The organism is Curtobacterium sp. VKM Ac-1393, from assembly GCF_015350995.1.
Lineage (GTDB): Bacteria > Actinomycetota > Actinomycetes > Actinomycetales > Microbacteriaceae > Curtobacterium.
Genome location: NZ_JADKRW010000006.1, coordinates 62332 through 84979 on the forward strand (window position 1 = coordinate 62332; position 22648 = coordinate 84979).

17 protein-coding genes are annotated in these 22648 nt (G+C 71.8%); 8 read left to right on the forward strand and 9 right to left on the reverse strand.

Features of this window, described 5'->3' with window-relative positions; translation table 11 throughout:
* Positions 1-125: 125 nt before the first annotated feature.
* Positions 126-1334 (reverse strand): mannose-6-phosphate isomerase, class I, encoded by a 1209-nt coding sequence (gene manA, locus ITJ59_RS13925; RefSeq protein WP_194651913.1) that lies wholly within the window; start codon positions 1332-1334, stop codon positions 126-128.
* 66 nt (positions 1335-1400) lie between these two features.
* Here manA and ITJ59_RS19670 point away from each other — a divergent pair, with 66 nt between their 5' ends.
* Entirely contained in the window at positions 1401-2780 is a 1380-nt protein-coding gene (locus tag ITJ59_RS19670; RefSeq protein ID WP_194651914.1) for an O-antigen ligase family protein, read from the forward strand.
* Positions 2781-2804: 24 nt separating this feature from the next.
* Here ITJ59_RS19670 and ITJ59_RS13935 read toward each other — a convergent pair whose 3' ends face one another.
* Complete coding sequence (locus tag ITJ59_RS13935) at positions 2805-4190, reverse strand: hypothetical protein (RefSeq protein WP_194651915.1); 1386 nt, start codon at positions 4188-4190, stop codon at positions 2805-2807.
* A gap of 131 nt (positions 4191-4321) precedes the next feature.
* Between ITJ59_RS13935 and ITJ59_RS13940 the strand changes: the two genes are divergently transcribed.
* Positions 4322-5608, forward strand: a complete 1287-nt coding sequence (locus tag ITJ59_RS13940) for an O-antigen ligase family protein (protein ID WP_194651916.1) — start codon at positions 4322-4324, stop codon at positions 5606-5608.
* Between the two features lie 257 nt (positions 5609-5865).
* Here the strand turns inward: ITJ59_RS13940 and ITJ59_RS13945 are convergent, their stop codons facing one another.
* A complete protein-coding gene (locus ITJ59_RS13945) occupies positions 5866-6612 on the reverse strand; it encodes a polyprenol monophosphomannose synthase (RefSeq protein WP_194651917.1) in 747 nt (248 codons plus the stop codon).
* Positions 6609-9098, reverse strand: coding sequence for a glycosyltransferase (locus ITJ59_RS13950; RefSeq protein WP_194651918.1), 2490 nt, complete (start codon positions 9096-9098; stop codon positions 6609-6611). The genes ITJ59_RS13945 and ITJ59_RS13950 overlap by 4 nt, the downstream gene beginning before the upstream one ends.
* Before the next feature lie 139 nt (positions 9099-9237).
* On the opposite strand from ITJ59_RS13950, the gene ITJ59_RS13955 reads away from it, so the two are divergent.
* Positions 9238-10527, forward strand: a complete 1290-nt coding sequence (locus tag ITJ59_RS13955; protein ID WP_194651919.1) for a glycosyltransferase family protein — start codon at positions 9238-9240, stop codon at positions 10525-10527.
* Positions 10528-10615: 88 nt separating this feature from the next.
* On the opposite strand, the gene ITJ59_RS13960 is transcribed toward ITJ59_RS13955, so the two are convergent.
* Positions 10616-13177, reverse strand: coding sequence for a hypothetical protein (locus tag ITJ59_RS13960; protein ID WP_194651920.1), 2562 nt, complete (start codon positions 13175-13177; stop codon positions 10616-10618).
* On the reverse strand, positions 13177-13761 hold the full coding sequence (locus ITJ59_RS13965; protein ID WP_194651921.1) for a hypothetical protein: 585 nt from the start codon (positions 13759-13761) through the stop codon (positions 13177-13179). Before ITJ59_RS13965 ends, ITJ59_RS13960 begins: the two co-directional genes overlap by 1 nt.
* A gap of 189 nt (positions 13762-13950) precedes the next feature.
* On the opposite strand from ITJ59_RS13965, the gene ITJ59_RS13970 reads away from it, so the two are divergent.
* From ITJ59_RS13970 to ITJ59_RS13990, 5 genes are read left to right on the forward strand one after another with little or no spacing between them, the layout of a single operon-like run.
* On the forward strand, positions 13951-14853 hold the full coding sequence (locus tag ITJ59_RS13970; protein WP_194651922.1) for an ABC transporter permease: 903 nt from the start codon (positions 13951-13953) through the stop codon (positions 14851-14853).
* A gap of 3 nt (positions 14854-14856) precedes the next feature.
* Entirely contained in the window at positions 14857-16086 is a 1230-nt protein-coding gene (locus ITJ59_RS13975; RefSeq protein ID WP_194651923.1) for an ABC transporter ATP-binding protein, read from the forward strand.
* Positions 16005-17144, forward strand: coding sequence for a glycosyltransferase family 2 protein (locus ITJ59_RS13980; protein WP_323749511.1), 1140 nt, complete (start codon positions 16005-16007; stop codon positions 17142-17144). The genes ITJ59_RS13975 and ITJ59_RS13980 overlap by 82 nt, the downstream gene beginning before the upstream one ends.
* Before the next feature lie 59 nt (positions 17145-17203).
* Positions 17204-18385: a glycosyltransferase family 1 protein gene (locus tag ITJ59_RS13985; RefSeq protein WP_323749512.1), complete on the forward strand. Its 1182-nt coding sequence runs from the start codon at positions 17204-17206 to the stop codon at positions 18383-18385.
* Positions 18382-19236, forward strand: a complete 855-nt coding sequence (locus tag ITJ59_RS13990) for a glycosyltransferase family 2 protein (RefSeq protein ID WP_194651925.1) — start codon at positions 18382-18384, stop codon at positions 19234-19236. Before ITJ59_RS13985 ends, ITJ59_RS13990 begins: the two co-directional genes overlap by 4 nt.
* Before the next feature lie 37 nt (positions 19237-19273).
* Here ITJ59_RS13990 and ITJ59_RS13995 read toward each other — a convergent pair whose 3' ends face one another.
* The 3 genes from ITJ59_RS13995 to ITJ59_RS14005 are packed head-to-tail and all read right to left on the reverse strand — an operon-like array spanning position 19274 to position 22567.
* Positions 19274-21076: a glycosyltransferase family protein gene (locus ITJ59_RS13995; protein WP_194651926.1), complete on the reverse strand. Its 1803-nt coding sequence runs from the start codon at positions 21074-21076 to the stop codon at positions 19274-19276.
* A gap of 5 nt (positions 21077-21081) precedes the next feature.
* Positions 21082-21948, reverse strand: coding sequence for a glucose-1-phosphate thymidylyltransferase RfbA (gene rfbA, locus ITJ59_RS14000; protein ID WP_194651927.1), 867 nt, complete (start codon positions 21946-21948; stop codon positions 21082-21084).
* A gap of 10 nt (positions 21949-21958) precedes the next feature.
* A complete protein-coding gene (locus ITJ59_RS14005; RefSeq protein WP_194651928.1) occupies positions 21959-22567 on the reverse strand; it encodes a dTDP-4-dehydrorhamnose 3,5-epimerase family protein in 609 nt (202 codons plus the stop codon).
* Between the last annotated feature and the right edge of the window lie 81 nt (positions 22568-22648).

The window sequence follows — 22648 nt, forward strand, 5'->3', positions numbered from 1 at the left end:
GCTAGCGGACGATCGAGACGCCCCGGTGGCGGTGTGCGGGTCCGCGCCAGCGCGTGCGGCTCCGCGCCGGTCCGTGCTGCCCGGCCGTGCCGCCCGTGCCGCCCGTGCCGCCCGTGCCGCCCGTGCTACCGGCCGGTGGCGATGAAGACCGTCGACGTGACGCCGTCCGACGAGTCGGCCTCGACGGTGACGTCGCCCTCGTCGGCGGTGATGAAGCACGACTCGCCCTTCCGCAGCAGCGTCGCCGACGTCGCACCGACGAGCGTGACGACGCCCTCGGTGCAGATCGCGATCGACGGACCGGAGAGCGGAGCGATCCCGCCGGTGCTCAGCCCGACCGGTCGTCCGTCGCCGGTCACCCGCAGCAACGCGAAGCCGACGCCGGCCGGGGCGAACCGGTCGACGCCGGGGGCGAGCTGCTCGGGTTCGAGCACCGGCGCCGGGTACGCGGTGAAGTCGAGCACGTGCAGCAGCTCCGGCACGTCGACGTGCTTCGGCGTCAGGCCGCCGCGCAGCACGTTGTCCGACGGTGCCATCAGCTCGATGCCGAGGCCGTCCAGGTAGGCGTGGATGTTGCCGGCGGGCAGGTACATCGCCTGCCCCGCGGTGAGCGTCACACGGTGCATGAGCAGGGAGACCACGATCCCCGGGTCGCCCGGCCAGCTCGTCGCCAGGTCGCGGACCGTCGCGGTGTTCGGGGTGAGCAGGGCGTCGTCGAGGGCCACGGCGAGGTCGCTCGCGGCCTGCACGATCGCCAGCGCGGACTCGTCGGCGGTCTCGAGCCAGCGCACGGTGTCCTCGAGCCCGTGCTGCAGGTGCACCTCGAGCGGGCCGAGCCGCCCCGTGCCGGCGTCGAGCACCCGGACCTCGGCGAGGGTGTCCTCGACCGGTCGGAAGCCGCTCAGCGCCTCGAACCGCTCGCTCAGGGCGACCACGAGCTCGGGCTTCGGGAACGGGTCCTTGTAGTTGCGGGCCGGGTCGTCGATGGCGATCCCCTCGCGCTCCTCGCGCGCGAAGCCGGCTTCGGCCTGCTCCGGCGTCGGGTGCGCCTGCAGCGAGAGGGGCGCCGCCGCCGCGAGCACCTTCAGCAGGAACGGCAGGCCGGTGCGGTCGCTGCCCAGGGCGTCCTGCGGCTCCGCCTCGATCCAGTCGCGCAGGGTGTCGGCGCCGCCGACCATCGCCGGGTTGACGACCACGCTCGGGCTGCCGGGGTGCGCGCCGAGCCAGAGCTCGGCCTGCGGGGCGCCGGTGACGGTGCGCCCGAGGAGCTCCGGGATCGCGGTGACCGAGCCCCAGGCGTAGTCGCGGGGGGTGTTCGTGATGCCGAGGAACATGGGCCAGAGCCTACCGGCGCGATCCGCCGGGCCCCTGCGGCCCCGCTCCGCCGGTAGCCTGACGTCGTGACGAACTCCTGGCCGCTGGCACGCGGGACCGTACCCGAGCGCGAGGCGTTCGCCTTCGGAGCGACGACGATCTTCGTGCTGTTCGCCGGGGACGCCGTGCCGAACACCCTCACCTGGGTCGGCGCCGGTGTCCTGTGGGCGCTCGTCGGGGCCTGGGGCATCACGATCCTGGTCCGGGCGAAGCCGCCCCTGGTGCGCTCCCCGTGGCCGCTCTGGGCGTTCCTGGCGTGGTGTCTCGTGTCGGTGGTCTGGTCGCACTGGCGGTTCGCGACGATCTCGAGCCTGACGGTGCAGGTGATCTGTGCCGCGGTGGCCTTCACGATCGCCTCCACCCTGACCTGGCGCCGCATCCTCGACGCGCTCAGCCTCGCACTCCGCTGGGTGCTGCTGCTCTCGATCGTGTTCGAGGCCGTCGTCGCCGTGTTCGTGCGGCACCCCATCGCCCCGATCTGGACCGACTACGGCGATGCGGAGATCCCTGACGCCTTCTACTTCTCACGCGCCGAGCTCTTCACCGGTGGCCGCATCCAGGGGCTGCCGGGCAACGCGAACCTGCTGGCGATGGTGGCGCTCCTCGTCGCGATCGTCGTCGTGCTGCAGCTCGCCGAGGGTCGGATGCGCCGGCAGCGGGCCACCGGTTGGCTGGTCGTCGCCGCGCTCGGGTTCGTGCTCACCCGGTCGTCGACGGTCATCGCGGCCGCGCTCGTCGTCGCCGTCGTCGCCCTGGTCGCGGTGTGGATGCGCCGGGTCCCGACCGAGCGACGCAGTCCGCGGTACCTGCTGCTCGGCGCCGGGGCCGTCGTGGTCGCCGCCGCGGCGTTCCTGCTGCGGGGGCCGGTCTCCGAACTGCTCGGCAAGGGCTCGGACGCCACCGGCCGCGGCGAGATCTGGGCGAAGGTGCTCGGCCTGATCGACCAGCACACGATCGTCGGCTGGGGCTGGATCGGCTACTGGTGGCCCGGCATCCCGACGCTGGCGGACCTGGCGCACCGCAAGGGCGTCACGTACCTGCAGGCGCACGACGCGTACCTCGACGTCTGGATGCAGACGGGCATCATCGGGCTCGTCCTGTTCCTGCTCTACGTCGTCACCACGCTGTCGCGGTCGTGGGCGTGCGCGACCCGGATCGGCTACGACGCCGCACTGCGTCCGCGCACGTTCGACCCGGTGTCGCTCCTGCCGCTGCTGATCGTCGTCGCGCTGCTCGTGCAGTCGGTCGCGGAGTCCCGGTTGCTCTACCAGGGCAACTGGGTGCTCTTCGCGCTGATCGCCGTCAAGACCCGGATCGTCCTGACCGGCGAGGAACCGACGTCGACCGGCGACGGCCCGCGGACCCCGCCCGCGAAGCGCGAGTTCCGCTGGGCCACCACGCGCTGAGCACGGCCGCGCTCCGCAGTCTCGTCAGCGGAACAGCCAGTCGCAGGCCACCGGCGAGGACCAGGGGTTCGACCGCACCCGCACGACCTCGAGGGTCGGGTCCGCGCGACACGCCTCGGCGGCGGCGGGCAGCTGCTCCGCCCACACCGGTCCCCCGCTCCGCCGCGTGTCCGTCGGCGCGACGTGCAGGACAGCCGACGTGACGACGGCGGCGACCACGCACCAGGCGGCCAGCGCGCCGACGAGGCGACCCGCGCCTCCCGTCCGCTCCGCGACACGTGACCACCTCGTCGTGTCCGCCAGCGCGGCCGCGGCGACCACGGCGGCACTGACGAGCAGCAGGCCCGCTGCGGCGGCGTAGCGCTGCGGCGGGATCGCTGCCATGGTCGCGGTCGGGCTCGCCCACGACACCCCGACCCCGTCGTTCGCCAGCAGTGCCGCCCACCACACGCCGCCGGACCCCAGCGTCAACGCGAGGACCGTCCAGCGCACCCGGGCCGGCCCCACGACGACGCCGGCGACCAGGACGACCAGCAGCACGGCCGCCGGTACCAGCACGCGTGCCCAGCCGTGCGCCACCACCGCGGCGAGGACCCCGCCGAGGTCCGGGTCCCACGCTCCGGCGACGGGGCGGAGCAGGAACCCGGCGAGCACGTCGCGGAACGCGGGCGCACCGGGGGTGAGGTCACGCGGGTGGGTGGCGGTCGTCACGACCTGGGCGACGGCACCGGCGAGCGCCACGACCGTGACGGGCAGCGGGAGCAGCCGCACACCGCGGGTCGACCGAACGGGCTGCGTTCCGCGCTGTGTGCCGGGCTGCGTGCCGCGCGGCGTCCAGGCGAGCAGGAGCAGCGGCAGGAACACGATCGTCTGCGGTTCGGTCAGCACCGCGAGCCCGGTCACCACGGCGAGCGCCACGGCGCCCCACCAGGTGCGGCTGCGGTGCGCGAACACCCACGGCACCAGGACGAGCAGGTACCAGTGCAGGTTCGCGGCGTTCCCGCTGATCTCGTAGGGGGCGAGCGGCAGCACGACGGGCACGGCGGCGAGCACGAGCCGGAACGGCCACGGTCGGACGACGTCACGGGAGAGCACGAAGACGAGCGCGCACACCGCGCCGACGACCAGGCAGGACGACAGCGAGACGACCTGGGCGTACCGGGCGATGGGCAGCGCGTACCCGAGGTCGACGACCATGCGGGGCAGCAGGTGCAGGTAGCCGGCGTACGGGTGCAGCAGGGTGTCCACCGGGCCGAGGGCGATCCGTTCGCGCAGGAACACCCCGCCGTCCTCGGCCCAGACGGTGTTCCGCGGCACCGGGCCGAGCCGGTGCCAGGCGAGCGCGGTGGCGGCGAGGCCGATGACGACCGCGACCAGTGGGAGGCCGGCGACCCTCCGCACGAGGTCCATTCGAGTGAGATTAGGTCAGCATCGCGTATCGTCGATGACGCCACACGGCGGATCGTCGATACGACGTTTCCGCGATGCTGGCCGCCGCGCACACGGTCGTACGACAAGATGGACGCGTGACGGACGGCCGGGTGAGCAGACACGTGCTCGGGCGCCGGTACCTCTCCGCCTGGATCGGCTTCTCGGCCGGTGGACGGTTCAGCCAGGCGCTCGCGACGGTCATCGTGCTGTTCGGGTTCGGGCAGCCCACCGTGCAGGCCATGGTCGGCCGCGCGGGGACGTGGGCGGTGCTCGTGACGCTGTTCGTGCTCGCCGGCCTGAGCCTGCTCGGGCAGCGGTACCGGATCGAGTGGCACGGAGTGCTCCCCCTGTCGCTGCTGGCCTTCGTCGGCTACTGCGCGTTGAGCGTGCTGTGGAGCGAGTACTCGTGGGTCGCGCTGCGCGGGCTCGTGCAGACCGTCTGCTTCATCGGACTCGGGCTCTACCTGGCGCTCGGGCGGGACCTGGTGCAGGTGATCCGGGCCTCCGGAGACGCGTTCCGCATCCTGCTCGTCGTCGCGCTCGGGCTCGAGGTGCTGTCCGGCCTCGTCCTCGACGTCCCCCTGCCGGCGTTCGGCATCCGCGGCGACATCGCGTACGGCGGCCCGATCCAGGGCATCGGCGGCACGCGCAACTTCATGGGCTTCATCGCCGCGATGGCCCTGGTCACCTTCGTCGTCGAGTTCCTCACCCGCTCCGTCACGATGTGGCGCGCCATCGGGTCCACCACCCTCGCCGTCATCGCACTGATGCTCGTGCAGTCCCCCATCACGGGCCTCGCGATGATCGCCCTGGCCGTCACCGCCCTGGCGCTCTGGTCGCTCCGGCACGCGCGACCCGCCACCAGACCGGTGGTCAACGGCGTCCTCGGCTCCGCGGTCCTGCTCACGCTGGTGGTCGCGGTGTTCGCCCGGCACCGGCTGCTCGCCGAGATCGGGGCGGCCGGCGGCACCGCGACGCGCATCGACCTGTGGTCGCAGATCCGCGTCCTGACCGAGCGGTTCCCGATCCAGGGATGGGGGTGGGTCGGCACCTGGCCCGCCGAGCCGGTCGTGCCGTACGTGACCCTCATCGACCCTTCAGGAGCACGGTTCACCTCGGGCCTGAACGCCTTCGTGGACGCCTGGCTGCAGCTCGGGGTGGCGGGCACGGTCATCCTCGGGATCGCGGCGCTGCTGGCGTTCGCGCGGGCCTGGGTGACGGCGACGACGTTCCCGGGGGTCGCCTACGTGTGGCCGGCCGCGGTGCTCGTGCTGCTCGGGGTGACGAGTGCGGCGGAGAGCTACCTGCTGCACGGTGCCGGCCTGATGTTCTTCGTGACGGTGCTCGTCATCGCCGCGCGGCGCCGCTCGTGGCGCCGGCACCTGCCGCGCGTGTAGCTGCCGCGCCGGGTGCCGGGCCGGTGGCGCGTGTCTTGTGCCACGTGCCGGGTGCCGGGTGCCGGGTGCCGGGTGCCGTGTGCCGTGTGCCGTGTGCCGCCGAGGTTCCACGGAGCCCCCCTCGGAGCGTCGAGGTTCCAAGATCTCGGAACCTCGGGGCGCACGCGGGGAGTTCGGGGCGCGCTTGGGGCGCATGCGGGGCGCTCGGGGTGCATGCAGGGCGCGCGGGGCGCGGGGCGCGGGCGCGGGGGCGAGCGCTACGGGCGGGTACGGCGGCCGAGGCGACGCTGCAGGCCCCACTGGGTGACGCGGAGCATGGCCTCGAGCACGATGGAGCGGCTCATCTTCGAGACCCCGTGCACGCGGTCGCGGAACCGGATCGGCACCTCGACGATGCGACCGCCCAGGGCGTCCACGCGCAGCGTCATGTCGACCTGGAAGCAGTACCCCTTCGAGTCGATCGAGCCGAGGTCCATCCGCGCGATCGCGGACGAGCGGTAGACCCGGTACCCGGCGGTGATGTCCCGCACGTCGAGCCCGAGCACGAACCGCGCGTAGGTGTTCGCCCCGCGGCTCAGGGCCTGGCGACGGAGCGGCCAGTCGACGACCGACCCGCCGGGCACCCACCGGGACCCGATCGCGAGCAGGACGTCGTCCGACGCGGCGACGGCGTCGATGAGGGCCGGCAGCCGGTCGGCGGGGTGCGAGCCGTCGGCGTCCATCTCGACGAGCAGCGGGTAGCCGCGTTCGAGCCCCCACCGGAACCCGGCGACGTACGCCGTGCCGAGCCCGAGCTTGCCGGAGCGCTGCAGCAGGTGCACGCGGTCGTCGGTGGCTGCGAGGGACCGCACGATGTCGCCGGTGCCGTCGGGGCTGCCGTCGTCGACGACGAGCAGGTGCGCACCGGGCGACGCCGTCAGGATCGCGTCGGTGATGGCCCGGATGTTCTCGGCCTCGTCGTACGTCGGGACGATGACGAGCGCCGTGGGGTCGGCTGGGCTCACCGGTTGCCGAGGCGCCGCTTGATCTTCCCCGCGACGCTGCGCGGGCCCTCGGTGCGGAAGTAGTGCACCGCCCGGCCGACGTCGTAGCGGACGCCGGACAGCTTCTTGCGGTCCGGCACGCGCACGCGCATCGTGTGGGGCGCGATCGTGGCGGTGGTGTCGCGCACCGACTTGTCCGCCGCACGGATCGGGTTCCGGCAGAACTCGACGAGCGGGGCCAGCACGTTCTCCCACGTGAACTGCTCGCGCACGCGGTCGACGTTGCCGATGAACTCGGCACGGGCCTTCTTGTCGAACAGCGCCGTCTCGAGTGCCGTGGCGAGGCCGTCGACGTCCTGCTCGTGCACGGCGACGCCGAGCTTCTGCTCCGCCACCAGGTCGCCGAACGAGTCACCGGCCGTCGTGACGATGGGCAGGCGAGCCCACAGGTAGTCGAGGATGCGGGTGCGGAACGAGAACGTGGTCTCGAGGTGCTCGTAGTGCGTCGAGACGCCGGCGTCGGCCTCGAGCAGGTACGCGCCACGCTCCTCGTACGGGATCCACGAGTCGTTGAAGAACACGTGCTTGCCGGTGAGCCCCAGGGCGTCGGCCTCGGCACGGACCTTCGCGACGATGTCCATCTCGGGCACGTCGGGGTTCGGGTGCTGCACGCCCATGAAGAAGAGCTTCACCGACGGGCGGCGGACGGCGAGCTGCGCGATCGAGCGGACGAGCGTGATCGGGTCGAACCAGTCGTAGATGCCACCGCCCCAGACCACGAGCTTGTCGTTCTTGCCGATGCCCGGCACGACGCCCTTGACGCGCGGCTGGTCGTGCACCGGCGGGGTCGAGGACAGCCCGAACGGGACGACGCCGATGAGCGATCGGAGGTCGGCGTCGCGCGAGTACGTGCGGGCGTTCACCCGACCGGAGCCGGCGAGCTGCCCGAGCCAGAACATGCGCTGCCGTTCGGACGCGCAGATGAAGTAGTCACCGAGCTCGAGCTGGTGGTTGAGCGTGTCCGAGGCGTCGAGGATCTGACGGTTCCACTGGTCGACGTCGTCGCTGCGGCCCTGTTCGAGCTGCTCGAGGTGCAGCGGGTCGTACACGTCGACGACCAGGATCTTGCTCGTCGACTCGAGCACCGGGAACAGCCGGAGCGCGTGACCCTGGACGATGATGACGTCGGCCCAGCCCTCGTGCTCGACCATCTGCCGCGGGTGGCGGTGCGGGACGGTGACGACGTCGTACGACGGGTCGATCTGCGACGAGCGGGTCAGGCTGACGACCCGGACGTCGTGCTCGGACGCGAGCTGCTTCGCCATCTGGGTGGCGCGGATCGCCGGACCGGCCATCTTCGCGCCGATCGAGTCGCCCGTGATGATGAGGATGCGGCGACGGGTGCCGACCTCGAGCACGCCGAGCGAGTGCACGATCTTGTCGTAGCCGGCCAGGTAGTTCTCGATCGGGTAGGCGGGTTCGTCGCGGTTGCCGAACAGGCGGAGGAGCTCGCGGTCGCTGCGGACGCGCGTGGCCTGGATCGCGCGGCGGGACTCGGTCATCGACGGCAGCTGCTCGACGAACTGGTCGACGCCGTAGATGCCGGCCATGCTCGTCTTCGGCACCGGGATCGTCGGGACGCTGTCGTCGCCGGGGTTCCGCAGGTCGAGCTCGGTGGAGTCGAGTTCGCCGCGGCCCACGGCACGGCGGACGGCGAGCGCGAGCGACCCGGGCAGCGCGGCGGCGAGCTGCTCGTCGCCGAGGTTCTTGTAGAGCGTGAAGAGGGCGTTCCGCTCGAGCAGGTAGGTCTCGCGGAAGTCGCCGAACTTGTTCATCGACGCGTGGTGCTTGTGGAACGCGACCGACTTCGGCTGGTACCGGAAGCGCCAGCCGAGCAGGTTGAGGCGCCAGCCGAGGTCGACGTCCTCGTAGAACATGAAGTAGCGGTCGTCGAAGCCGTCGAGCTGCTCGAAGAGCTCTGCACGGATGAACATCGCCGCACCGGTGCCGAACAGGACGTCCGTCTCGCTCTCCCAGCGGCCGGTGTCCGGAGAACCGGCGAAGGGCTTGTAGCCCATGCCGTACCAGGTCATCGCGGCCTCGGTGAAGTCGATGTTGACGCCCTCCCAGTCGAGGACCTTCGACGCCACGGCACCGATGTCGGCACCGGACGCGAACGTGGCCATCGCCTCGCGCACCCAGCCGGTGTCGGGGCGGGCGTCGTTGTTCAGGAACGCGACGACCTCGCCGGAGGACTTCTCGACGCCGAGGTTGCAGCCGCCGGTGAACCCGAGGTTGGCGGCGGCGTCGATCAGGGTGAAGTCGAGGTCCGAGGCCTGCAGGCGTCCGAGGTGCTCCGGGCCGGAGCCGTTCTCGACGACGATGACCTCGAGCTTGTCCTGCGGCCAGTCCTGCTTGCGGAGCTCCGCGATGCTCGTCAGGGTGTCGTCCGTGCCCTTGTAGTTGACGAGGATGACGGAGACGACTCCCGGCTTGCGCTGTGTCACGCGTGTTCCTCCAGCAGCTGGCGCGCAGACGTGCGCGGGTCGATGGCTCGGCCGCGGGGTGCCGCGGACCGATGACACCCTACAAGGCGCGCCCCGCCGCTCCCCTGAGGCGGGCGCCGATTCGTGCAGAATGGGCCGGGTGACCGCCGCAGTGATCCCGAACACGCCCCTGTCCGCTCCCCTCCGCGCCGAGTACGAGGCCATCGCGGCCGGCGAGCACGTCGAGGGACCCCGTGGCACCGTCCGGTTCGCCGTGTCGACGGCCGACCCCACCGAGGGCAAGGGTGACCTGTTCGTCGCCCTCGGGCTCGCGCGGGCGCTCCGGGCCGAGGGCTGGGGCGTCGCGATGTGGCCGCTCGAGCGCTGGGGCGAGGAGGTCCCCGCCGACACCGCCGTGGTCGTCAGCATGATCGAGTCGTTCGTGCCCGGGTACGTCCCCGCCGGTACCGCGCTGGTGGCGTGGGTGCGGAACTGGACCGCGAAGTGGGCGGCGCTGCCCTACCTGGACGAGTTCGACGCGGTGTGGACGTCGTCGTCTCCCGCACGCGACGCCGTCGCCGCGCAGTACGACGGCCCGGTCGAGGTGGTCCCGATCGGTGTCGACACCGAGCTCTTCACGACGGACACGCCCGCACCGCGCGAGCGCACCGACCGCGCCGTCACGACCGTCAACTTCTGGGGTGTCCGCCGCCGCGTGCAGGACGTCCTCGCCGAGGTCGCGCCGGCCGAGCCGATCGTCTGGTTCGCCGCGAACGTCGACCACGTCGAGGCCACCGCCGGCGTGGAGCTGCGCCCGGCGGTGTCGTACTTCGCACTGCCCGAGGTCTACCGCGCCGCCGGGTTCGTCGTCGACGACGTCATCGCACCGGCCGCCGAGTACGGCACGCTGAACTCCCGACTGTTCGAGTCGCTCGCCGCCGGCGCGCTGCCCGTCACGGACTGCACGCTCGGTCTCGACGAACTCGGCCTGTCCGACGTGCCGGTCTTCGACGACGCCGCCTCGCTCGAGCGAGCGCTCGCGATGCCCCGCGACGAGCGCACGGCCCTGACCGCCCGGCTCCGTGCCGTGGTCGTCGAGCGGCACTCGTTCCGCACCCGCGCCGAGCAGGTCGGCCCGGTCCTCGACGCGGCCGTCGCGATCGCGTCCGGTCGGTCCGGTCAGCGCGGCGCGTTCCTGCGCTGGGCGACCGCGCAGCGCGAGGTCCTGCGGCAGGCCGAGCACGACCGCGACGTGCACCTGTCCGGGGTGCAGGACATCAACCAGCGGCTCGTCGCGTCCGAGCAGCAGGTCGGTGCGTACGACACCGCGCGCCGACAGGCCGAGGCGGAGCGCGACCAGATCGCGGCGCGGTTCGCGGGCCTCACCCGCTCGCCCGAGTACCGGCTGCTGCACGGTGTGGGCCTGGTGGCCCGGCGCGTGCGCCGCTGACGGGCGAGCGCGCCCTGGGCGCGACCACGAACGGACGGGAGGCCCGTGGCGGATCCGCCACGGGCCTCCCGTCCGTCTCGGTGACCGTCTACCGCACGGTGACGGTCTTCGTGCCGAAGCTCTTGTAGGTGCCGCTCGGCAGGTCCTGGAAGTAGACGCGCACGGTGTGCTTGCCCGCCTTCAGGCCGGTGAACTTCCGCGAGAGCCCGACGTCCGAACCCCAGTCCGGGTGCACGGCCTGCACGTCGGTGCGGGCGGCGTTCGCCGTGCCCGGGGCGACCGCGACGCCGTCCAGGTGGATCTTGTACTGCACCGGGTCCCAGACGTCCGGGTCGATCGCCCAGCCGGCGACCGTGATGGTCCCCGTACCGCCGGTGGCCGACTCGTACAGGCCCTTGACCGAGCCGGTCTTGCCGGTCTTGCCCGTGGTTGGCGGATCGGTGACCGTGACGTTCTTCGTGCCGAAGCTCTTGTAGGTCCCGCTCGGCAGCTCCTGGAAGTACACGCGGACGGTGTGCGTGCCGGCGCTCAGCTCGCCGATCTTCAGCGCGAGCCCCACGTCGGAGCCCCAGGCGGGGTGGACCGCCTCGACGTCCGTGCGCTTCGCGCTCGCGGCACCCGGTGCGATGGCCACGCCGTCGACGTGGATCTTGTACTGCACGGGGTCCCACACGTCGGGGTCGATCGCCCAGCCCCGCACGGTGGCGCTGTTCACGCCGCCGGTGACGGACTCGAACGCGCCCTTGACCGAACCGGTCTTCCCGGTCTTGCCGGTGGTGCCCGACGGGTCGGTGGGCTCTCCCGACGCGGCCGCGGTGACGGTCACGGTCTTCGTCCCGAAGCTGACGTACTTGCCGCTCGGCAGGTCCTGGAAGTACACGCGGACCGTGTGCTTGCCGGCCGTGAGCCCGGTGAGGCGGAGCGTCAGGCCGACGTCCGAGCCCCAGGTCGGGTGCGAGGCCTCGACGTCGGTGCGGGTGGCGTCGGCGCTCCCGCTGTCCGTGCTGACGCCGTCGACGTGGATCTTGTACTTGACGGGGTCCCAGACGTCCGGGTCGATCGCCCACCCGCGCACGGTGGCCGTGCCGACGCCGCCGGTGACCGAGTCGTAGGACCCGCGCACCGCTCCGGTCTTGCCGGTTTTGCCGGTCGAGGGGGCGTCGACGGTCACGGTCTTCGACGCGACCTTGACGTAGCCCGTGCCGGGCTTGTCCTGGGTGTAGAGCGCCACGGTCCGCTTGCCGGGCGTCATGCCGCCGATGGTCTTCGAGAAGCCGACGGTGCTGCCGACGCCCGGGTAGACGTTCGCGACGTCGGTGCGCTTGAGGTTCGCGGTGCCGGTCGCGCGGCTCGTGCCGTCGACCAGGATCTTCCACGGGCCCGGCTTCGCCGAGTCGGGGTCGAGCACCCAGCCGGTCGCCGTGATCGTGCCGACGCCGCCGGTGACGGTGTCGAGCGCACCCTTCGGCGCCTCGCTGGTGACGGTGCGGGTGTAGCAGCCGAGCAGGGTGTTCGACCCCTTGCCCTGGTTGATGGCGTAGCTGCAGACCGAGTGCTTGCCGAGGCTCAGACCGGTCAGTTCCGTGTCGAAGCCGTGCTTGAGGTTGTTCGCACCGAGGGTGGCCGACAGGTCGGGACGGTTCACGTTCGCCGTGACCGTCTTCGCGCCCTCGCCATCGACGTACAGCGCGACGCGGAGCGCGTTCGACGTGTCCGGGTCGGCTGCCCAGCCGGTGACCGTGATCGACGAGGTCGAGCTGGCCGTGACGGCGTCGACGTTGCCGTACGGGTTGCCACCACCGGTCGCCGAGCCGAACCAGTCGGTGTACATGCGCCAGAAGTTGCGGTTGCCGTACGCCGAGCAGCTGTCACCGGTGCCGTAGAGGTTCGACATCGCGGCGGTGTTCGGGGTGTACGGCGTGTAGATGTACAGCCCGGCGGTCGCCTGGTTCTGGATGTAGACGGACTTCCGACCACACGCGGCGTTCGGGTTGAGCAGGATCGAGTTGGTCCGGCCCGCCTGGTACGCCCACGAGGTCGGCGATGCCTGGTACCGCTTGAACTGCAGGGCCGCGGCGTAGACCTGCTGGCCGAAGCCGAAGTACGCCGGGTCGCATGGGGCGGTGTCCGGGCAGGCGAAGCCGGTGGCGTGCAGGTACATGTACGACGTCGGCGAGGACGTCGTGACGATCCCCTGCTCCTTCTGCAGGAGCACGAGGAGCACCTTCTGGCTGATCCCGCACGCGGCACCGACCTGGGCGATCATCGTCGCGGCGGACTTCGTGCCACCGGCGATGGCGCTGCACCGGCCGGAGACGGCGCCGATCCCGCTCATCTTCTGCGAGAAGTCCTTCAGGCAGGCGGGCCCGCTCGACGACTTCCGGCAGTTCGGGGCGACGCTCGACAGGAACGACTGCACGGCGGCGGCGTTCATCGCCGAGCCGTTGTAGAAGTTCGCGTCGCTGATGATGTTGCCCGGGTCGAAGTCGCCCGCGACCGCGGCCGAGGCGGACTCGGTCGTGGTCTGCTCGGACAGCATCGTGCCGAACGTCAGGCCGCTGACGGCGACGGCGAGTGCGGCGACGAGGGCGAGGGACGTCCGGAGGGGCCGGCGACGCCGCCGGTCCGGTTCGGTCTGGATGGACTGCATCACGGCACCTCCGCCGGCATCGGGTCGGACGTCGTCGAGGCGGACCCGACGGCGTACGTGAGGGTGACGGACCATGTGCCACTGGGGACCTGGGCCGCGGGGAACGCGACCTGCGCGCAGTTGACCGACGAGGCGCTCGCCTGGGCGGTGCTCGTCGCGGTGCGCGTCACGCCGCCCTGCTTCGCGGTGAAGGTGCACTTCCCGCTGGTGTCGGTGGTGCCGGAGACGAGTCCGCCGGCCTGCAGCGTCTTCGAGCCGGTGTCCCAGCCCGCGTAGGTGACGACCGCGGTGGCCGGGAAGTCGGACGGGTCGGTGTCCGGCTGGTTCGTCGCGCCGCTGCCGGGGAAGGCACCGGGGGTGTCGTCGTCAGCGGCGGACGTGTCGTCGTCGCCGGGTGTCGACGCGGTGTCCGTGGGCTCGGCGGCCTGGGAGTCGTCGGCGGTCGGGGTGGGGCTCGCGGTGCGCGAGGCCGACGAGGACGGCGACGGGGCGGCGTCGTCGCCACCACCGGAACAACCGGCCACGAGGAGACTGAGTGCACCGACCACCGCGAACGCAGCGATCGGCCTGGATGCGAGGAGCATGCTGACGGGCCGTCCTGAGGATGTTGACAAGGGTCCGGGTTGCAACAACGGTAACCCGAAAGTGAAGGTTGAGGGTTGGATCGTCCGGAATCACCCCCACTCGGGGTGCACGACGTCCGTCGCCCATCCCTGCCGCGCGGGCCCGGTGAGTATGCTGTTCCGGTCCTGCCCCCACGAACGAAGAGACGTATGGTCGATCAAGCCCGCATGGCGGCGCTCGCGAAGGAACCCCTCGTCGTGATCGGCGCTCCGACGAGTGCCTTCCGCGGAACCTGGCGTGAACTGCGTGACGTCTTCCGACAGCGCGAGATGCTCGGGATGCTCGTCCGCCGCGACCTGAAGGCGCGGTACAAGGACTCGGCGCTCGGGTTCGTGTGGACGCTGGTGCGCCCGCTGACCCAGCTGCTCATCTACTACTTCGTCATCGGCAAGGTCCTCGGGGCCGCCAACGGCATCGACAACTTCGCGATCTACGTCTTCACCGGCCTGACCGCCTACACGCTCTTCAGCGAGATCGTCGCGGGGTCGACCGGCTCGATCGTCGGCAACTCCGGGCTGATCAAGAAGGTCTACGTCCCGCGTGAGGTCTTCCCGCTCGCCAGCGTGGGCGCGGCCCTGGTGAACTTCACCATCCAGTTCGCGATCCTGCTCGCCGCGACCGTGGTCATCGGCGTCTTCCCGTTCCACGAGGGGCTCGTCTACCTGATCCCGTCGCTCGCGGTGATCCTGGTCTACGGCGCCGCCATCGGCCTGGTGCTCTCGGCCCTCAACGTCTACCTGCGCGACGTGCAGTTCGTCATCGACGTCGGCCTGATGGTCCTGCTCTGGGCCTCGCCGATCGTGTACTCGTACTCGCGGGTGGTCGCCACCGTGAACACCGACTGGCTCATCACGGCCTACACGAACAACCCGCTGACGCTGGCCGTGCTCGGCCTGCAGAACGCGATCTGGCTGCACGACCCGGCCGACGTCACGTACCCGGACCACCTGATGCTGCGCCTCGGCATCGCGTTCGTCATCGGTGTCCTCTGCCTCCTCGGCGCGCAGCGGGTGTTCTCCCGTCTGCAGGGCAACTTCGCGCAGGAGCTGTAGACCATGGCCATCAGCACCCCCGTCGCCCCGACGACCACCGAGGGCACCAGCGACCGTCCGGACGTCATCGTCATCGACCACGTCCGCAAGCGCTTCACGGTCCGCAAGGACAACACCCTGCGCGAACGCATCGTCACGCTCGGCCGCGCCGGCCGGAAGCACCGGCAGGACTTCTGGGCGCTCGACGACGTCACGGTGTCGATCCAGGCCGGGTCGACCGTCGGCCTCATCGGGCAGAACGGCTCCGGCAAGTCGACGCTGCTCAAGGCGATCGGCGGCATCATCCAGCCGACCTCCGGCACAGTGTCCCGCCGCGGCCGTCTCGCCGCACTGCTCGAGCTCGGCGCCGGGTTCCACCCCGATCTGTCCGGCCGCGAGAACGTCTACCTCAACGCTGCGCTGCTCGGCCTGAGCCGCAAGCAGACCGACGCGAAGTTCGACGACATCCTGGCGTTCTCGGGGATCGGCGACTTCATCGACACCCAGGTGAAGTTCTACTCATCGGGCATGTACGTGCGACTCGCCTTCGCCGTCGCCGTGCACACCGACCCCGACGTGCTGCTCGTCGACGAGGTGCTCGCCGTCGGTGACGAGGCGTTCCAGCGCAAGTGCCTCGACCGCATCCGCACCTTCCAAGAGGCCGGCAAGACGATCATCATCGTCACGCACTCGCTCAGCCAGGTGCAGGAGATGTGCGACCGCGTCGTCCTGCTCAACAAGGGCAAGGTGCTGCACGACGGCGATCCCGTCCAGGCGGTGAGCATGTTCCGCGAGGTCCTCGAGGAACGCCGCCAGGGCGAGCTCAGCACCGACGTCGCCGTCGGCCGCGGCAAGGTCATCGGCGCGAGCGTGCACGTCGACGGCAAGGAGCGCCGGGCCGAGGTCATGCCCGGCGACGACCTGGTCGTCGACATGGAGTTCGAGCACCTGGACGGCATCGCCGACTGGGAGGCCGCGGTGCAGATCAACAACGCCGGCGGCCAGGTCGTCTACGGCACCACCACCGGCATCATGGGGCTCGAGCTGCAGCCCCTGCACGGTCGCCGGAAGCTCCGCCTGCGGATCGCCGACACCGCGTTCGGCACCGGCAAGTACTTCATCAACGTGTCGATGATGGACTCCGCCGGCCGCCACCTGCACGACATGCCGGAGTGCGACTCGTTCGAGGTCCCCGGGTTCGAGAACGCCGTGGGCACGGTCTACGCGCAGCCCTCGATCGAGGAGCTCGACTGAGCCCGACCGACGACGGCACCGGCGCCCGGACCCCTGGCGTCCCGCGCACCGCGGTCGTCGTCGTCAACTGGGAACGCGCCGACCTGACGATCGCGGCCGTCCGCGCCGTGCTCGACGAGGGCACCGCCGACCACGTCGTCGTCGTCGACAACGGGTCGTCCGACGACTCCGTCCCGGTGCTCCGCCGCGACCTGCCGGGCACCACCGTCATCGCGCGGGCGCACAACGGCGGGTTCGCGGCCGGCGCGAACACCGGCATCCGGCACGCCGACGCCGACGTCGTCGTCCTGCTCAACAACGACGCGGTGCCCGCTCCGGGCTTCGTCCGGGCGCTCCGCGACCACCTGACGCAGGCGGGGCCCGAGGTCGCGGCCGTGACGGGCCGCATCGTGCTCGCCGGACGCTGGACGGGCCTCCCGGTCGACGCGACGCCCGCACCCGACCAACGCGTGCTGCGGGACCACGACGGCCGCCTGTGGACGCCGTCGGCGGACGGCGAGGTCCGCCTCAACTCCACCGGCGTGCGCGTCGACCGCGACGGCAACGGCATGGACCGCGACTGGTTCGCGCCCGTCGACCGGGTCGCCGACGTCGACGTCTTCGGGTTCTCCGGGGGTGCGTCCGCGCTGCGCCGCAGCGCCCTCGACGACGTCGGCCTGCTCGACGAGTCGCTGTTCATGTACTACGAGGACACCGAGCTCGCCTGGCGACTGCGCCGACGCGGCTGGCGCGTCGAACACGCCGCCGACGCAGTCGTGGAACACGACCACTCGGCGTCGTCCGGCGTGCAGAGCGACCTGTTCCTGTTCCGGAACGCGCGCAACCGCCTGGTCGTCGCGCTCTGGCACGCGCCCTGGTCGACCGTCCTGCGGGCCGGCGCCCGCACCCTCTTCCGCGGCCTGCGCGGGCTGCTGTCCGGTGCGACCCGACGGGAGGCCCGGCTCGTCCTGGCAGCGTTCGTCGACGTCGTCGGGACCCTGCCCGCCCACCTCGCCCGGCGGCTCCGCGAGACGCGTCGCGCGTCCGTCCCACGCCGCAGCGTGGACCCGGGCGCATGAGCGCGGAGGGCTATCCTGGTCACTCCCCAGCTCGCTCCCCCGCTCGGAAGGACCCACGCGTGCCGCAGCTCACCGTCCTCGTCGACGGCACCGCGGTACCGCGCGAACTCGGCGGGGTCGGCCGCTACGTCGAGGGGGTCGTGTCGCACCTGACCGACCCGGCGCTCGACGTCCACCTGGTCGTCCGCCCCGTGCACGCCGCGCACTTCCGCGCCGTGGCACCGCACGCGACCGTGCACACCGCACCGGCGTGGACCGACCGGGTGCCGCTGCGGTTCCTGTGGGAGCAGACCGGGCTGCCCGCGCTCGGCCGGCGGCTCGGGGCGAAGGTGCTGCACTCCCCGCACTACACGTTCCCGTTCGGCTGGCGCGGCGGGTCCGTCGTCACGCTGCACGACGCCACGTTCTTCTCCAACCCGGAGTGGCACTCCCGGGTGAAGCGCACGTTCTTCACCTGGTGGAGCCGCCGGTCCCTGCGCACCCGACCGGTCGTCATCGTGCCGAGTGCGGCCACCGCGACCGAGGCCGCGCGGGTCGTCAGCGGGATCCGCGCCGACGTCCGGGTGGCGCCGCTCGGCGTCGACCGTGCCGTGTTCCACGAGCCGTCCACCGCCGAGGTCGAGGACGCCCGGATCGCCGCGACCCTGCCCGAGGGAGCGCCCTGGATCGCGTTCCTCGGCACGATCGAACCGCGGAAGAACGTCACCGCGCTGCTCGACGCCTACGCCACGGTGCGGGCGTCGCGTGCGGCCGCCGGTGCGGACACGCCGTGGCTGGTCCTGTCGGGGGCACGGGGGTGGGACGAGTCCGCGGTCGCCCGGCTCGACGCCCTGCAGCCGGACGACCACGTGATCGAGGCCGGGTACCTGCCGCTCGAGGACCTCTCCGGGTACCTCGGCGGTGCGGAGTTCGTCGTCTACCCGTCCCTCGGCGAGGGCTTCGGCCTGCCGGTGGTCGAGGCGATGGCCTCCGGTGCGTGCGTGTTGACGACCCGGCGGTTGTCGCTCCCAGAGGTCGGCGGCGACGCAGCCGTCTACACCGAGCCGTCCGCCACCGCGCTGGCATCCGCGATGACGGGGCTCCTCGACGATCCGTCGCTCGTGGCGTCGCACCGGGCGGCCGCGCTGGCCCGGGCTGCGGACTTCACGTGGGAGGCCACGGCAGCCGTGCACGTCGAGGCGTACTCGGCCGTGGCCGGCGCTGCTGCGGCAGGCGTCGCTCCGGTCGGGGGTACCCGGTGATCCGCGTCGCGGTGCTGACGGTCACCTACAACACCGGCGAGACGATCCGGCCGTTCCTGGCGAGCGTGGCGGGTGCGTCGCAGGAACCCGTCGCCGTCGTGATCGCGGACAACGGTTCGGCCGACATCGACGCGCTCCGGGCGATCGGTGAGTCCTACGGCGCCGTCGTGGTGTCCTCCGGCGGCAACCGCGGGTACGGCGGCGGCATCGACGCCGCGCTGAGCGCCCTCGACGACGTCCTGCCCGACGTCCGCCCCGAGTTCCTGCTCGTCACCAACCCCGACGTCGTGCTCGGCGAGGGGTCGATCGACGCGCTCGTCGCCGCCGCCGACCGACTGCCGTCCGGCGGCTCGTTCGGGCCGCGGATCCTCGACGACCAGGGCGAGACCTACCCATCCGCCCGCCAGCTCCCCTCGCTCCGGACCGGCCTCGGCCACGCGGCGTTCTCACGGTTCTGGCCGGCGAACCCGTGGAGCCAGCGGTACTGGTCCACCACGCAGGTCGTCGAACGCGAGGCCGGCTGGTTGTCCGGCGCGTGCTTCCTCATCCGGACGTCGCTGTTCCGCGAACTCGGGGGGTTCGACGAGTCGTACTTCATGTACTTCGAGGACGTCGACCTCGGGCAGCGCGTCGGACGGTCCGGCCGGGCGAACGTCTACGTGCCGACGGCCGTGGTCACCCACACCGGCGCGCACTCGACGTCGTCGAACCGGCGCCGCATGGAGATCGAGCACCACCGCAGCGCGTACCGGTTCCTGTCGCGGAAGTACGGCGCGTGGTGGCTCTGGCCCCTGCGCGCGGTCCTGCGCGCCGGCTTGTCGCTCCGCGCCCGCTGGGTCACGCGCAAGTAGCCCCGCCCGCCGCCGGAACCTGGTTCCGTGGAACGGGTCAGGGGCGGAGGCAGGCGCGGGCGGTGCGGGCCGCCGTCAGCAGCACGGCGGCACGGGCGTCGAAGGAGTGCTCGGCCGCGATGCGCGACGCGATCTCCGCCCGCTCGGCAGCGGACGGCCACACTCGTGCCGGGTCCAGCAGCGCGGCGAGGGCGTCACGGGAGCGGGCGACCGCCAGCGTCGGGACGTCGAGCACCTCGGCCAATCCGGCGACCTCGTCGGTCACGACGACTCCCCCGGAGGCCAGCACGTCGAACACCCGGTTCGACACGAACCCGCCCGCGGCCATGTCCGGCCAGTGGTCGTTGAGCACCACGCGCGCCGAGGCGTAGGCCGTCGCGACCTCGGCCCGGCTCAGCGACGGCTCGCCGAGCGACTCTGCGGGGACGAGTGCTCCCCAACCGGGCCCGTGCACCCGGAGGTCCGCCCCGAGCGCCACCGCATCGGACACCACCGGACGTGCGGCGCCGCGGGTCGATCCGACGAACACCACCCGGTCGGCATCGGCACTGCTCGTCGAGCGAACACCCGGGTGGAACACCGCCGGGTCGGTCGCCTGCAGCAGCGGCTCGACGTCGACGCCCGACCGCGCGGATGCCGCGGCGGCCCAGGTCGGTCCGGCCGCGAAGGCCCGATCGAACGACCGCAGCTCGGTGTCGGACACGTCGTCGGGGTGGCTGATCACCCAGAGCAGGTTCACCGACGCAGGGTTCGGCGGCACCCGGTCGAGTCCGCGGATCACGAGCGTCACGTCGTCGGCGGCGTCGTCGTCCCGCACGTGGGCGTCACGTCGGTCGATCCGGACGCGCTGCCCGAGCCGCTCGAGGGCCCCGGCCAGCTCGGCCGCGAAGTGCACGTCGCCCCAGCCGTCACCCTCGGGCCCTGCGGGAGCGGCGATCTTCAGCGACCAGGTCAGGTGATCAGCGTCGCTGTCGGGCGCGTGCGAGGCCGGGGACACCGGCCGGGCTCCCCACGGGGGCAACGGCGGACCTGCGACGACTGCGCCGCCCCCGGGTTCACGGTGGCGCCAAGCAGCGACCGCGTCGACGGTCGCAGCGTCGACCGTGCGGCCGGGCTCGACCGAGCGGGTCGCCTGACCGACGACGCGCACCGGCCCGCCGTGGGTCTCGGCGACGGCGCGGCTCCAGGCCGTCAGGGTCGTGCGTTCGTCCGGGAGGCACGGTGCCGGCACCAGCGCCGCTCCCGGCACCGAGAGCACCGGCTGGTCGGCCGCGAAGACGACGTCGACGTCGGCCCGGTCGTCCGACCACGGCAGGGCGCCAGGGCGCAGCAGCCGGGCACCCGAGCGGAGCGTTCCGTCCGGCAGCCGGACCTGTGCCTGGGCGACCGACCCCGCCGCCGCGAGGTCGCGCAGTGCCGACACCTCGACCGACACCGAGGTGTCGATCAGCAAGAGGACCCGCCCGACCCCGGCGGCGAGCCCGGCGTTGATCGCGGACCCCAGGCCGTCGACCGGCACGGTCCGCACCCACGGTAGCCGACGGCTGAACGCATCGCGCGGTGAGGCGTCGGCGACGTAGCTCACGGCACGGACGTCGGCGCCGCGGCCGAAGGCCGCTCGGGCGACGGCGACCAGGCGGTCGACCTCGGCATGCCGGTCGGACCGGGTCGTGACGAGGACCGTGACGTCGCGGTCCAGGTGCGGCAGGGGACGGTTGAAGCCGGCCACGCGGACGACGTCAGCCGTCGTTGCGGGGGCGGGACGGGCCTCCCGGTCGGGGTGGTCGGCAGCCGTCGTGTCGCGACGACGGCGACCGAACCAACCAGAACCGGGGGTCACGTGGGTTACTGCACGCCGAGGAGCCGCTGCAGGTAGACGCCGTAGCCGCCCTTGACCAGCGGCGCGGCCAGCTCGGCGAGCTGCGCGTCGTCGATCCAGCCGTTGCGCCAGGCGATCTCCTCGATGCAGCCGATCTTGAAGCCCTGGCGGTCCTCGATGACCTTGACGTACTCGGACGCCTGCATCATCGACTCGAACGTGCCGGTGTCGAGCCACGCGGTGCCCCGGTCGAGGACCTGGACGCCGAGCTCGCCGGCCTCGAGATAGCGCTCGTTGACCGTCGAGATCTCGAGTTCGCCACGGGCGCTCGGCTCGATCGTCTTCGCGATCTCGATGACCTTGTTGTCGTAGAAGTACAGGCCGGGGACGGCGTAGTTCGACTTCGGCTCGGCCGGCTTCTCCTCGATGGAGACGGCGGTGAAGTCGTCGTCGAACTCGACGACGCCGTACGCCTTCGGGTCGGCCACGTGGTACGCGAAGATCGTCGCGCCGTCGACCTCGGTGTTCTTGCGCAGGTTCGTGCCGAGGCCGGTGCCGTGGAAGATGTTGTCGCCGAGGACGAGCGCGACGCTGTCGTCGCCGATGAAGTCCTCGCCGATGACGAACGCCTGCGCGAGACCGTCGGGTGACGGCTGCACGGCGTACTGGATCTCCATGCCGAAGGCGGAGCCGTCGCCGAGCAGGGCCTTGAACTGCTCGTTGTACTCCGGCGTCGTGATGACGAGCACCTCTCGGATGCCGGCCATCATCAGGGTCGACAGGGGGTAGTAGACCATCGGCTTGTCGTAGATCGGCATGAGCTGCTTGCTGATGCCCTTGGTGATCGGCCAGAGGCGCGTGCCGGATCCACCGGCGAGGATGATGCCCTTCATCGGTGCGTCCTTACTTCTTCGTTCGGAGGGACTCGGTGTAGGCGACGCACTCCTCGTACGTCGGCAGCAGACCGGCGGCGGCGGCTTCCTCGAGCGTGGGGGCGCTCGTGTCCTTCTCGGAAAGCACCGGCTCGCCGATGCCGTCCGGCAGTTCGAGGCCGACGGTCGGGTCGAGGATGGTGATCCCCTTCTCGCGCTCCGGGTCGTAGTGGGCGCTGACGAGGTAGTTCACGGTCGACTGGTCCTCGAGCGCGACGATCGCGTGGCCGAGGCCCTCGGACAGGTAGACGGCCTTGCGGTCGACGTCGTCGATGCGGACCGAGTCCCACTGCCCGAAGGTCGGGGAGCCGACGCGGATGTCGACGATGTAGTCGATGAACGCGCCGCGGACGGCCGTGACGTACTTCGCCTGGCTGGGCGCGACGAGGGCGTAGTGGATGCCCCGCGCGACGCCGGCCGACGAAATCGACATGTTCACCTGACGGAGGTCCAGCGGGTGCCCGACGGTCGCTTCGACGACGTCGGCCCGGTACGCCTCGAGGAATGCACCCCGTGCGTCGCCGTGCTGGACGGGCGTGAACTCCCACGCGCCAGGGATCTTCAGTTCGCGGATCTGCACCGTGGAAGCCTAGCAAGGCCCGAGTTCGCATAGGCTGTCATGGTTCTGCGCCCTGCCGACTCCTGAAACGAGACCAAGCGA

Bases quoted from the DNA above. Each gene is read 5' to 3' on its own strand.
- manA (WP_194651913.1), bottom strand. From the start codon at position 1,334: ATGTTCCTCGGCATCACGAACACCCCCCGCGACTACGCCTGGGGCTCG.
- ITJ59_RS13935 (WP_194651915.1), bottom strand. From the start codon at position 4,190: ATGGACCTCGTGCGGAGGGTCGCCGGCCTCCCACTGGTCGCGGTCGTC.
- ITJ59_RS13960 (WP_194651920.1), bottom strand. From the start codon at position 13,177: ATGCAGTCCATCCAGACCGAACCGGACCGGCGGCGTCGCCGGCCCCTC.
- ITJ59_RS13965 (WP_194651921.1), bottom strand. From the start codon at position 13,761: ATGCTCCTCGCATCCAGGCCGATCGCTGCGTTCGCGGTGGTCGGTGCA.
- ITJ59_RS13970 (WP_194651922.1), top strand. From the start codon at position 13,951: ATGGTCGATCAAGCCCGCATGGCGGCGCTCGCGAAGGAACCCCTCGTC.
- ITJ59_RS13975 (WP_194651923.1), top strand. From the start codon at position 14,857: ATGGCCATCAGCACCCCCGTCGCCCCGACGACCACCGAGGGCACCAGC.
- rfbA (WP_194651927.1), bottom strand. From the start codon at position 21,948: ATGAAGGGCATCATCCTCGCCGGTGGATCCGGCACGCGCCTCTGGCCG.